Origin of the sequence: Kineococcus sp. NPDC059986, from assembly GCF_040702905.1 — a bacterium.
Lineage (GTDB): Bacteria > Actinomycetota > Actinomycetes > Actinomycetales > Kineococcaceae > Kineococcus.
Map to the genome: position 1 here is coordinate 1 of NZ_JBFBND010000046.1, position 11,963 is coordinate 11,963.

General features: G+C 73.5%; 9 protein-coding genes. 1 reads left to right on the top strand and 8 read right to left on the bottom strand.

Annotated elements, in window-relative coordinates; translation table 11 throughout:
* Window positions 1-1,247: 1,247 nt before the first annotated feature.
* Entirely contained in the window at window positions 1,248-2,129 is an 882-nt protein-coding gene (locus AB0637_RS22470; protein WP_366174923.1) for a GTP-binding protein LepA, read from the top strand.
* A gap of 75 nt (window positions 2,130-2,204) precedes the next feature.
* Here AB0637_RS22470 and AB0637_RS22475 read toward each other — a convergent pair whose 3' ends face one another.
* The 8 genes from AB0637_RS22475 to AB0637_RS22510 form a co-directional block, all read right to left on the bottom strand.
* Window positions 2,205-2,351 (bottom strand): hypothetical protein, encoded by a 147-nt coding sequence (locus AB0637_RS22475; RefSeq protein WP_366174924.1) that lies wholly within the window; start codon window positions 2,349-2,351, stop codon window positions 2,205-2,207.
* A 5-nt stretch (window positions 2,352-2,356) separates the two neighbouring features.
* Window positions 2,357-3,820: a YcaO-like family protein gene (locus AB0637_RS22480; RefSeq protein ID WP_366174925.1), complete on the bottom strand. Its 1,464-nt coding sequence runs from the start codon at window positions 3,818-3,820 to the stop codon at window positions 2,357-2,359.
* Window positions 3,817-4,695: a carbohydrate ABC transporter permease gene (locus AB0637_RS22485; RefSeq protein ID WP_366174926.1), complete on the bottom strand. Its 879-nt coding sequence runs from the start codon at window positions 4,693-4,695 to the stop codon at window positions 3,817-3,819. The genes AB0637_RS22480 and AB0637_RS22485 overlap by 4 nt, the downstream gene beginning before the upstream one ends.
* Entirely contained in the window at window positions 4,692-5,615 is a 924-nt protein-coding gene (locus AB0637_RS22490) for a sugar ABC transporter permease (RefSeq protein WP_366174927.1), read from the bottom strand. Before AB0637_RS22490 ends, AB0637_RS22485 begins: the two co-directional genes overlap by 4 nt.
* On the bottom strand, window positions 5,612-7,006 hold the full coding sequence (locus AB0637_RS22495) for a sugar ABC transporter substrate-binding protein (RefSeq protein WP_366174928.1): 1,395 nt from the start codon (window positions 7,004-7,006) through the stop codon (window positions 5,612-5,614). The genes AB0637_RS22490 and AB0637_RS22495 overlap by 4 nt, the downstream gene beginning before the upstream one ends.
* A gap of 41 nt (window positions 7,007-7,047) precedes the next feature.
* Window positions 7,048-7,446, bottom strand: a complete 399-nt coding sequence (locus tag AB0637_RS22500) for an ATP-binding protein (RefSeq protein WP_366174929.1) — start codon at window positions 7,444-7,446, stop codon at window positions 7,048-7,050.
* 59 nt (window positions 7,447-7,505) lie between these two features.
* Entirely contained in the window at window positions 7,506-9,572 is a 2,067-nt protein-coding gene (locus AB0637_RS22505) for a SpoIIE family protein phosphatase (RefSeq protein ID WP_366174930.1), read from the bottom strand.
* Window positions 9,573-9,657: 85 nt separating this feature from the next.
* A complete protein-coding gene (locus AB0637_RS22510) occupies window positions 9,658-11,931 on the bottom strand; it encodes a SpoIIE family protein phosphatase (RefSeq protein ID WP_366174931.1) in 2,274 nt (757 codons plus the stop codon).
* Window positions 11,932-11,963: the final 32 nt, after the last annotated feature.

Genomic DNA, 11,963 nt, shown 5'->3' on the forward strand with positions numbered 1-11,963 from the left:
GAGGTGAACTCTGACCTCACGATGCAGGCCTTGACTGCCTGACTGCACGGAGCATCACGCGGCGAACGTCGTACACCACCTCTGAGGACTTGACCCCGAACACACGCCATGACCGACATCACGGCCCACCACGGACTGTTCGAGGGCACGAAGCTGCACGTCGACGACACCCTCGTCGGGTTCTCGACGGGGTCCTGATCGAGTTCCTGGCCTCCTGACGGGTTCGGCCGACTGCGGCTGATCCTCCACTGTGGCCGCACGACGTCCCAGCCGGGGCATCGGAACCCGACTCTCGTGAGGTACGTCCCCACAGCCGGGGTTCGGAGCCACTCGGACGACACCACCACGTCGCGTCGGTCGAGTTCGCAGTCGGAACGGGTGGGGGTCCCGTCCTCGACCGGAGGTGCCCCGAAGGACGGATGGACCACCTCGGTGACGGCCTCGACAACCGCACAGTGCAGTGCTCGTGAGGACGCCGACTCGTGAAGGACCTGACCGCAGAGAGAGGTGATGACATGGCCACCGCCTACCAACGACTGCGTCAGGAGATCTGCAGCGTTCTGCGAGAACCCGTCGCCTGGGTTTCGCACGCCCACGTGACCGGCAACCCGCTTCTCGTGCCTTGGTGGTCGCTCATGCCGAGGGACCAGCGGGATCCTCGGCAAGGTGATGAGTCTCGACCAGCCCGCTGTCGACCAACCGGGTGGACCCGTGCGTCCGTCGTGCTGGCGCTGACGCCGGGGCACGTCGTCGTCTTCTCCAGAGCCGGCGACGGTTCACCGCTGGCGCACACGTCGGTGGAGCGCCTCCCACTCGCGCAGGTGCGTGCGGTGGGCGCCGGCACCTCAGGGCCGTGGACGTCTGCGGCCGGGTGCAGTGGTTCTGCCTCCGAGCGCACGAACCGTCGGCTCGCGGGTTCCTCACCCAGCCGCAGACGTACCGCACACGGTGACCGGCGGGCGATCGGGCGTCCCCTCCTGCGGCCCTCCCTCCGCCGGGGGCTCGCACTGGGCGCACGGCGCCCGCTCCGCGGCGGCTGCGCGGGTAGGTCCACACCGCGGACGAGCTCATCCCCCGGCTCCCCGTGGCGGACAGGTGGATGGTTCCCCTCTCAGCGCATCCCACGGTACGGATTCCTGCCCATCGGACCGATCCTTCGCTCCGTCGGCACCGAATGAGGGGCGCGGGAGCACCGCGGCAGCCCGAAGAAGTGGGCCTGTACCCGACACGCTCAGGAAGACCTACCGATGTCCCAGCCACGAGTGGATGCCACCAAGATCCGCGACCACGTCCACCGACTGGCCCAGCAGCACCCGCCCGTGGATCTGGCCAGCGCGGACTACACCGTCCACGACCCCAGCACGGTCCGCGCTCGCTTCGGACACGTCATGGACTACATGGCCCGAGTGGAGCTGGAGGTCGAACGCAACGTCTTGGAGCTGGCCGTCCTGCTGCCCGGCGTCAGCCAGACCGACCGCACGTTCTACGCCGACGTGTGGGGCCCGCAGGAGGCGCACCACGGCATCCTGCTGGACACCCTGGGCCAGCACCTGGGCCTGCCACCTGTCACCGCCAACACCGGCGAGGTCCCGGCCCGGGTGCGCGTCCTGGGCGCCTTGGCCCACCTCCCGGTGGTCCACGAGGTCATCCGGTTGCTGTACTACCTGACCGGTGCAGCCACGGAGAAGTCGGCGATGCTGGCCTACCAGGCCATGGGCGACGGGCTGGCGGAGATGGGCGAGGAACCGACCAGGAAGACGGTCATCGACGCCATCAAGGTCCAGGAACCCGGCCACTTCGCGTTCTACCGCCTCTCAGCTGCGGAGATGGTCCAGTCCGGCGCCATCGCCGGCTGGCAGCTGCACCTGGCCCGTTTGCTGCGATCGCGCCGCTACGGACTGGTGGGGGCCGGCACCCGCGAGCAGCGCACCGGCTTCGGCGGGGTCATCGTCGAACTCGGCCTGGACCAGCAGCTGGAACGCAACGTGCGCGACATCTCCAGTTTGGAGACCCAGCTGCTCTGGGCGCACCGGCAGGGCTTGCAGGTCCCGGCCTACGCCTTGGCCGCCTTCCGGGAGGCCGCTCAGACGTACCGGGCGCGACTCGAGGGTGCTGCTGCTGCCGCGTGATGGGGGCGGGACCGACGCGGGCGTCAACCTCGTGCACCTGGCCGGGCCCGGTTCCCCAGAGAGCGTGGAGCACGCTCACGCCGCGGCGACCCCCTCGAGATCGCCGTGCAGGCGGCGGGTGCTGTACCACGCGATGTCGTCCGTGACGGCCTGCTCGACGTCGTCCAGAACGCGCCACGGCCCGTCCCGCCCGGGTAGCAGCGGGCGACGCGAGCTGCCCACCGGGGTCAGAGCTCCAGCCGCTGCGGCGCGTGCCGGACGGGTTCGCGGTAGAGCGGGTACAGCTCCCCCACCGTCGCGTCCGCGACGTCGACGTCGAACCACGCGGGCCCGCCGACGCGTTCCCGCGCGGCGTCGGTCAGCAGGACCGGCCGGCGCGACCCCGACGACGGCCCCAGGCCGACGAGCGGCGACCCGCGGTCCAGCAACCGCCGCAGCACGCGTTCGCCGATCCGGTGGTAGGACAACGTCTCGACCTCCAGGCCGGGGACGACCACCTTGACCACGTGGACGGGTCCGCGGGACGTCGTCACGGCCACGGCGTGCACGAGGACGTCGAACCCCGCCAGCCGGTCGAGGAGGTCGGTCAGCTCGTCGACCGGTTCCCGCGCGGGCGCGGTGGGCAGGTCCGCCAGGCGGACGTGGTCCGTGACCCGCAGCAGGGGTTCCACCAGCCGGGCCAGCTCGGTCCCGGAGCGGTGCGTCCAGTCCGCCATCGCTCGCAGCGCCCGGGCTTCGGACTCCGGCAGCGGCGACCGTTCCTCGGCGGCCCAGTAGGGCCCCAGCGCGCGCACCGGGTCCAGCGGACCGAACGCGAACACGCGCCGGGCGCGGGAGCTGCCCAGTTCCAGCAGGGCTTTGCGGGCGGCCGTCGGCGCGTCCGGGGCGGCGGCCTCCCCCACCGCGGTGACGGCCATCGGCGCCCGGTCGGGGTCGGTGTCCCGCGCGACGGCGTGCACGACGACGGCGAACTCGGTGCTGTCGAGCTTCACCTGCGGCTCCAGACCCGCGGCCGCGAGCGCGGCCCAGACCCCGGCCGTCGCCGGGTGCTCGGCGACCCCGCCGACGAGGACGCCCTCCTCGAGCGCCCTGAAGGACACCGTGTCGCCGTCGCGCTGGAGGAGTTCGCCGAGGCCGTGCGCGACGGCCCGTTCGAGGGTGTCACCGGCTCCCACGCCGTTGGTGACGGGTGTGGTGAGGAAACCCCCTGGTGGGGGTCCGCCGCGGACACCGCCGGCGTGCGGGGCGACGAACTCGGCCGGCACCAGGACCTCCTCACCGGTGCGCCAGCGGCGCGTCGGCAGCCAGCGCAGCGGCAGGTCCGGGGTGTACCGGCTGCCCGCGGGGAGCACGAGCTCGACGGGGTCGACGACCCCGCCGGGTCCCCGGGCGGCGAGCAGCTCGGCGTGGGTGGCCTCGACGGGCCGCACCGTCTGCAGGTGCCGGTCCAGGAGCACCTGCTCGGCCAGCTCCCCGTACGCCCCGCGCCGGGCCGCAGCCGGGTCCGCGCCGTACCCGACACCGTGCCCGGACGACGGAGCCCCTGGGAAGGGGCGCCACACGGTGCCCGTCACGGGGATCCCCGTGCGGTCGAAACCCGTGAGGTCGAACTCCAGCAGTTCGGCACCGGCGTCCGCCCCCAGCGCCGCGGCGTACCGGTCCGCGGTCGCGTGCGCGTCGGCGCCGGTCACTTCAACCCGCTGCGCGCGATGCCGGCGACGAACTGCCGTTGGGCGATGCCGAAGAGGACGAGGACGGGCAGCACCGAGACGAGCGCACCCGCCATGAGGGCCGGGTAGTCCGTCGTGTACTGGCTCTGCAGGAACGACAGGCCCACCGGCAGGGTGTAGAGGTCGGGGTTGCGCAGGGCCACGAGGGGCCAGGCGAACTCGTTCCACCGGTACATGAACGTCATGACGACGAGCACCGCCACGAGCGGGCGGGACAGCGGCAGCACGATCGACCACAGCGTCCGCAGCTGGCCGGCCCCGTCGAGCTGGGCGGCCTCGAGCAGTTCGTCCGGCAACGACAGGAAGTACTGCCGAGCCAGGAACACCCCGAAGGCCTCCGCGGACCGCGGGACGATCACCGCCCAGTAGGAGTTGATCCAGCCGAGGGAGTTCACCAGGTCGAACTGCGGGATGAGCAGCACCTGCACCGGGATCATCAGCGTGGCGATGATGAGGAAGAACACCACGGCCCGGCCCGGGAACCGGTGCTTGGCCAGGACGTACCCGGCCGTCACGTCGACGGCGACCGTGATGACGACCGCGACGACGGCGATGGCGAAGGAGTTCTGCGCCCACTGCAGCACGGGGAACTGCGTCAGGGCCCGTGAGAAGCCGCCCCAGTCCAACGTCGTCGGGACCAGCCCGATCCGCCCCGCCGCGAGGTCGTCGCGCGGCGAGACGGCCGTGACGACCATCCAGTACAGCGGGAACAGCCAGACGAGGCTGAGCACGACGAGCACGACGACCTTCGCCCGCCGGGCACCGCGCCGCTCCCGGGGCCCGCGCGCGGTGTGCACGTCGACCCGCGGGCGCGCGGGGGTCCGCACGCCGCTCACTGGTCCTCCTCGCTGGAGCGCTGGGCCCGCCACCACAGGACGGTGGCCAGGAGCACGACGACGAACACGACGACGCCGATGGCCGAGCCGTAGCCCTCGCGGCGGGCTGCGAAACCCTGGCTGTAGGCGTAGGTGACGAGGAGTTCGGTGGACCCGGCGGGCCCGCCCTTGGTCATGACCCAGACGATGTCGAAGACCTGGAACGTCTCGATGACCATCATCACGGTGAGGAAGAACGTCGTGGGCCGCATGAGCGGCCACACGACGTCGCGCAACCGCTGCCAGGACGAGGCGCCGTCGAGTTCGGCGGCCTCGATCACGTCGCGGTCGATGCCCTGCAGGGCGCTGAGGTAGAGGATGACGGCGAGTCCCGTCCGGGCCCACAGCAGCACCAGCACGACCGACACGGCCGCGGCGGTGCCGTCGGACTGCCAGTCCGGCTGCGGCAGCCCGGCGCCGGCGAGGACGCGGTCGACGATGCCGACGTTCTGGTCGAACACCCACCGGCCCGCCATCGCCACGACCACGCCGGAGATGACGTAGGGCGCGAGGAAGACGGCGCGGAACAGTCCGCCCCCGGGGATGCGGTCGCGCAGGAGCAGCGCGACCGCGAGCCCGAGGACGAGGCTGACGGGCACCGAGACCACGGCGAGCAGGGCCGTGTTCCCCGCGGCCTGCCAGAACGTGGGGTCCGAGAGCATCGCGCGGTAGTTCGCCAGCCCGACGAACTGCGCCTGCCCGATCCCGGTGGAGTTCGTCAGCGAGATCCGGACCGCCCCCACGAGCGGGTACAGGACGAACACGCCGAACAGCAGCAGCGCGGGGGCCAGCATCAGGTAGGACGTCACCCAGCGGCGCGCCGCCGGCCGTCGCGAGGTCGCCCCCCGGGGCACCACCCGCGTGGTGGTGGCGCTGCTCACGACGTCTGGAGCACCGACGCGACGCCGTCGGTGATCCTCTTCAGCGCGGCGGAGTCGTCGTCGCTGCCGAGGAACACCTCGTCGAGGCGGTCCCGCAGCTGGGCGTTGACGGCGCTGAAGCTCGGCACGACGACCTGCTGGACGAGGGGTTCGCGGATCGCCTTGGCCTGCTCGACGTACAGCGCCATGAGGTCGGGCCGCACGGGGTACTTCAACGTCGCCGCGTCGATGTCGCTGCGGGTGGGCAGGACGGAGGCCTCGGTGCAGAACGCCGACACCTGCTCGGCCTGCGCGCAGTAGGTGAGGAACTCCAGCGCCTTCTCCTTGCGCGCGCTGGCCTCCACGGCGACGAGGGCGTTGCCGCCGAGGTCGGCCGAGGCGTTGACGTCGCGCGGCAGGAAGGTGGCGGTGTACTCGAACCCGCCGCCCTCGATCTCGCTGAGCAGGAAGTCGCCCGCGAAGGCCGTCGCGACGGTCTGGTTGAGGAACAGGTCGCTGGCCGCCTGGCCGCGCGCCGACGCGTTCTGCGGGGTGAGCTGCTTGCGGAACAGGTCACGCGTGAACGTCAGCGCCTTCAGGGCCCCCGCGTCACCCGTCGCGACGCTCTCGAGGTCCTCGCTGAGCAGCCGGCCGCCGGCCTGGTCGACGAAGTTCAGCCAGCGGTAGGCCCCCGCGTTCTGCCAGTTCGCCGCGAACGCGTACGTGTCGGCCCGGGAGGGCTTGATCCGCCCGAGGGCGTCGGCGAACTGCTCCCACGTCCACGCGCTGTCCAGGGTCGTGGGCAGCGTGCCCAGGCCGGCCGAGGCGACGGCCGCGGTGTTCAGCAGGACCATCGAGGTGTCGGTGTGGTGCGGGATGCCGAACGTGCCCTCGCCGTCGGTGACGGCCGCCCAGAAGGCGGGCAGGAAGGACGGCTTCAACGTGTCGGCGTCGCCGAGGTTCGCCAGCACCTTCTGCCCCCGGTAGGCCGCGACGTCGGTGTAGCTGACGCGGAACAGGTCCGGCGGGGTGTCGGTGCGCAGCCCGGTGTCGACGGCGGTGAGGACCTCTGAGTACGGGACGACCTGCAGCTTGACCGTCGTGCCGGTCGTGGCCTTGAACCCGTCCGCGAGCTTGCCGAACGCGCTCGCCTCCACGTCCGAGGCCCAGGTGATCATCGTGAGGGTGTCGTCGCCGGAGGCGGAACCCCCCGAACCACCGGAGTCCGGAGTGGAGAAACCGCTGCAGGCGGACAGCGCACCGGCGGTGGCGGCGGCGCCGGCCACGCCGAGGACACGGCGGCGGGTGGGGGTGCTGGTGGTGGGGGTGGTCGGGTCGGGGGTGACCATGGGAACTCCGATGTCCACGCAGGCGGGTGTGTGCACCTGCTGGTTCGTGCGCGGGACGGGCACCTCTGGGAAAGGTGGGACCAAACTAACCAGGTCGGCCGCGGTCAGCCCGTCGGAGTTCCGGACACCAGGCGGCTCCAGACCGTCTTGCCGTGCGGTGCGGGTTCGACGCCCCACTGCGCGCTCAGCACGTCGACGAGGGCGATGCCGCGACCGCCGAGGGCGTCGGGGTCGGCGTGCCGCAGCTGCGGTCGGCGCGGGTCGGCGTCGCTGACCCGGACCACCACCCCTTCCTGCGCCGCGCAGTCCAGGGCCAGGACCGCCGGGGGCGCGCCGTGCCGGACGGCGTTCGTCACGAGTTCGGTGACCACGAGGTCGCCCTGGGCCCGCAGGTCCGCCGCGTGGACGGGGCACCAGTGCCCGTCGAGGAACCGTCGAGCGTGGCGACCGGCCGTGGCGTCCATGACGAGGACGAGCTCGGCGGGCGGGGTGGACTGGCACATCACGGGAACCATCTCCCGGAAAACCCCTCCCGGCGACCGGGAGCGCGGACCGCCGAGGATCAGAGGCGGACGGCGAGCAGCGCGATGTCGTCGTGGCTGTCGCCGAGTTCGGCGAGCAGGTGGTCGCACAGCGCCTCGGCGTCGTGCGGCGCGGTCGCCACCACCCCGGCGAGCCGGTCCAGCCCCACGCTGAGCACCTCACCGCGTCGTTCGACGAGCCCGTCGGTGTACCCCAGCAGCAGCGAGCCGGCGGGCAGGCGGACCGTGAGCGTCTCCCGGGGCAGCGCCGGCGCCACGCCCAGCGGGATGCCCGAGGCGTCGGGCAGGTAGCGCACGGTGCCGTCCTCGTGGCGCACGAGCAGCGGCAGGTGCCCGGCCGAGGAGTGCTCGAGCACCCAGCCGGCCGGACCGTCGGGCAGGAGCCGGGCGTAGCTGACCGTCGCCATGGTCGTCATGCCCAGGGCCGCGATGAGTTCGTCGACGCGCGTGAGCACGGCCGCCGGGGAGTCGAGGGTGCGGTCCCACGCGCACGCGCGCAACAGCCCCTTGAGGTGACCCATGGCCGCCGCCGCGTACACGTCGTGCCCGGCGACGTCGCCGATGACGACGGCGATGCCGTCCCCGGGCACGTCGATGACCTCGTAGAAGTCGCCGCCGACGTCGTTGCCGTCCTGACCGGCGTGGTAACGCGCGGCGAGCTGCACGCCCGGGACCGGCCTGAGGTCCGGCAACAGGCTGCGCTGCAACGCCGTGGCGATGTGGTGCTGTTCCTCGTACAACCGGGCGTTGTCGAGCAGGAGGCCAGCGCGGCGACCCAGGTCCACGGCGATCCCGAGGTCGTCCTCCGTGTGCTCCGGGCCGTCCGCCGTGCGCAGCAGGACCATGAGGTCGTCGGCGCCCCGCCGTCCCGGCAGGGGGACCACGAGGACGGAGGCGAGGCCCAGTTCGCCGGACACGTCCAGGAAGCGCTGGCGCAGGTCCTGCAGGGGCCCGCCCCGGGCACTGCGCTGGAGCGCCTCGAGGTAGGCGTCGGAGCGTTCGTCCTCCTGCGTGCGCGCCCGCAGCGCGGTCACCTGGCCGACCTGGCCCTCCTCGTCCGGGCTGAGCACGACGGCCCAGTCGGCGAGCTGGGGCACGACGAGCTCCAGCAGGCGCCGCCGGCACTCGACGACGTCGAGCGTCCCGGACAGCCGGTGCGTCGCCTCGGCCAGCAGGTCGAGCCGGGCCCGGTGCTCCTCGGCACGCCGCCGTGCGACGCGTTCGGCGTCCAGCGCCTCGTCCCGCGCCCGGTCGGCCGCGACGCGGCCGCTGACGTCGGTCTGGATGCCCACGTAGTGCGTCAGGGCGCCGTCCGGTCCGAAGATGGGGCTCATGGCCACCTGGTTCCAGAAGGCCAGCCCGTCCTTGCGGTAGTTCAGCACCGTCACGGTGACGGCCTCGCCGGCCGTCAGCGCAGCACGCATCCGCTGCCCGGCCACGGGATCGCTGGCCGGACCCTGCAGGAACCGGCAGTTGCGGCCGACCGCCTCCTCGAACGAGTACCCCGTCGTCGCCGTGAACGCGGGGTTCACCCAGACGAGCGGCAGCTCCGGGTCGCGGGCGTCGGCGACCGTGAACGACAGGCCCGTGGCCAGGACGGCCCGGTCGCGCAGCGCGGCCTGCTCCGTCGCGGCGTCCACCGCCGCGCGCGCCGCCCGGCTGTCCCGCAGCGGCAGGAAGACGACGAGGGCGTGGTCGTCGAGCATGGGGGCGTCGGCCATGGGCAGCGCGACGACCCACAGCGGTTCGCGACGGCCGCCGAGGTCGCTGCGCGCCTCGGCCGAGACCGCCTGTCCCCCGACGGGTTCGGACCGCGCGACGCGCGAGAGCGGGTGCCCGGTCCCGGACAGTTCCGCACCGTCGAGGTCGAGCAGGCGGGCGGCGTCCGACCAGGCGTCGACCGGCAGGGGCAGCACGGCGTCCGGTGCGAGCTGGCGCGCGACGGAGTTCACGTGCACCACGGCCCGCTCGGAGAGGTGGACGAGCAGCACGGCCGCGGGGGCGTCCCCGGTGATCGCCACCAGGCTCGCCGTCGCGACGTCGTTGCGCACGGGTGTCGCGACGTCCTCGCGCACGGGTCCCAGCACGGTGTCCCCCTCCTCGGCCTACCGCCTCCTGCACCCGCGGAGGGCAGCTCGACGGACGGGCCTGGTCTCGACACCGCCGGTGAGCCTAGGTGACGGGCCGGTCACGGGCGAGCCGGGCCAGGACGAGGGTCGTGTCGTCCTCGGCCCGCCCCGGCACCGCCGTCAGCAGCCGGTCGGCCACCCCGGCCATGTCCAGCCCCGCCGCGACCGCTCGCGCGGCCTCCTCGCCGAGCTGCGCGGTCGTCACCGTGAGGCTCGTGCCGCGGCGCTCGACGAGGCCGTCGCTGAAGAACAGCAGGACACCGTCGGCCGGCAGCGGGGCGCTGGCCACCTCGTCCGCCGTCCCGCTCGTGGCGCCGAACCCCAGGCCCAGCACGGGACGCGTCGGCACCGGCACGGGGACCGCGCCCGCGGCCGTCACGAGCAGCGGTTCCGGGTGGCCGGCGCTCGCCAGCTCCACGGTCGCGTCCCCGGGCGTGGCGCTGACGATCCCGACGACGGCGGTCGCCGTGTGGTTGCCGTTGAGCGTGGCCACGAGCGCGTCGAGGCGGTCCAGCGCGGCCGCCGGACTGTGCCCCTCGAGCAGGTAGGCCCGCAGGGCCGTGCGCAGCTGCGCCATGGCCGCGGCGGCGTGCACCCCGTGCCCGGCGACGTCGCCCACGACGACGGCGACGCGGTCGCCCGGCAGCGGGAGCAGGTCCCACCAGTCCCCGCCGAGCTGTCCGCCGGCGGCGGGCCGGTACCGGGCGTGGACGTCGAGCCCGGGCACCTCCGGGGCCTCGTCGAGCACGACGGCCCTCTGCAGGGACTCGGCGATGGCGATCTGCCCGCGGGAGCGGCCCAGCATGATCGCGGTGAGCTGCCCGCGCAGCCGTTCGGCCGTCGCCGCGTGCCAGGGCCGCCACGGCAGGCTCCGGCCGCGGACGACCTCCTGCCACTTCTCGAAGCTCTTGCGGGGGCTGATGCGGGCGTCCGGGCCCTGGCCCGTCACCGTCTCGGCCTCCTGCGGGTCCCCGCCCCAGGACACCGTCTCCGGCTGCTCGGGGCGCACCCACAGCAGCCAGCCCTCGCGGTCCAGCCCGATCCGCAGGGCACCCGCGGCGGTGTCCGCGACGTCGTGCAGGCCCGGGTCGAGGACGGCGAGGTGGTCGGTGAACGTGACCGCGCCGTCGGCCCGGCCCAGCAACCGGGCCGTGCGCTGGAGCTTCGTCCACGGCGGCACCCGCCCGCTCGTGAGCAGCCGGTTCCCGTCCCAGGCCGCAACGCCGCCTGCCCCGAGGAGGTTGGCGACGCGACCGTCCTCGACCAGGGCGGTCAGGGGGTCGCGCCCCTGCGCCGAGACGCCCGCCAGGACGTCGGACATGAGTTCCTGGGCGGCGAGCGCCTCGTCGCGTTCGCGCGAGCGCGCCCGTTCCCCGACGAGCTGGGACGTGGTCTGCCCCAGGAACTCCGCGGCCGAGCGGGCGTCGTAGCCCGGGCGGTGCGGACCGGAGTAGTGGTGGCAGGCGACCAGGCCCCAGAGCCGTCCGTCGACGAGCAGGGAGATCGACATCGACGCCGTCACGCCCATGTTGTGCAGGTACTCGAGGTGGATGGGCGAGACGCTGCGCAGCACCGAGTGGGACAGGTCCAGGGGGGCCCCGGTCCCCGGGTCCAGGAGGGGTTCCAGCCGCACGGGACGGTAGTCGACGTCGGCGATGAGCCGGGTCCAGTTGAGGGTGTAGAGCCGCCGGGCCTGGGCCGGGATGTCGCTCGCGGGGTAGCGCAACCCGTGGAACGGCTCCAGGCCGGGGCGGTGCTCCTCGGCGACGACCTCCCCGTTCCACTGCGCGTCGAAGCGGTAGACCATGACGCGGTCGAACCCCAGGACGGCCCGCACTTCGCGCGCCAGCCGCCGGCACAGCGCGTCGACGTCGGTGGTGCCGGCGAGCCGGGCGACCGCCCCGCGGGTGGCCCGGTAGGAGACCGGCCCCACGTCCCCCGCGGCGGGTTCGACCTCGACGACCGTGCGCTCGCCGCTGACGTGGACGACGACGTCCACGTCGACCTCGTCCCCGGCCAGCACGAGCCGGGCGTGCAGGGCCTCGTCGCGCACGTCGTCGTCCTGCGCTCCCCGCACGCGCTCGGCCAGGTCCTCGCCCAGCAGGTCGGCGAGGTCGGCGCCCAGCACGGACCCCGCGGGCCGGCCGAGCAGGGCAGCGGTGTTCTCCGAGGCGACGACGACCCGGTGCGAGGGACGTTCGAGCGCCAGCAGGAACCCGTGGGGCTGGACCGCGCCCGGGACGTGGATGGGTTCGCTCTCGCAGGTCGTCAGGTCGACCTCGCCGTAGGCGGGGACGTGCTCCTGCGGCTGGGACACCGGACTCCTTCGGCAGCGGTGGCGCCGGCCCG

Excerpts from the sequence above, each read along its gene's own strand:
- AB0637_RS22500 (WP_366174929.1), bottom strand. The coding sequence starts at position 7,446 with ATGTGCCAGTCCACCCCGCCCGCCGAGCTCGTCCTCGTCATGGACGCC.
- AB0637_RS22470 (WP_366174923.1), top strand. The coding sequence starts at position 1,248 with ATGTCCCAGCCACGAGTGGATGCCACCAAGATCCGCGACCACGTCCAC.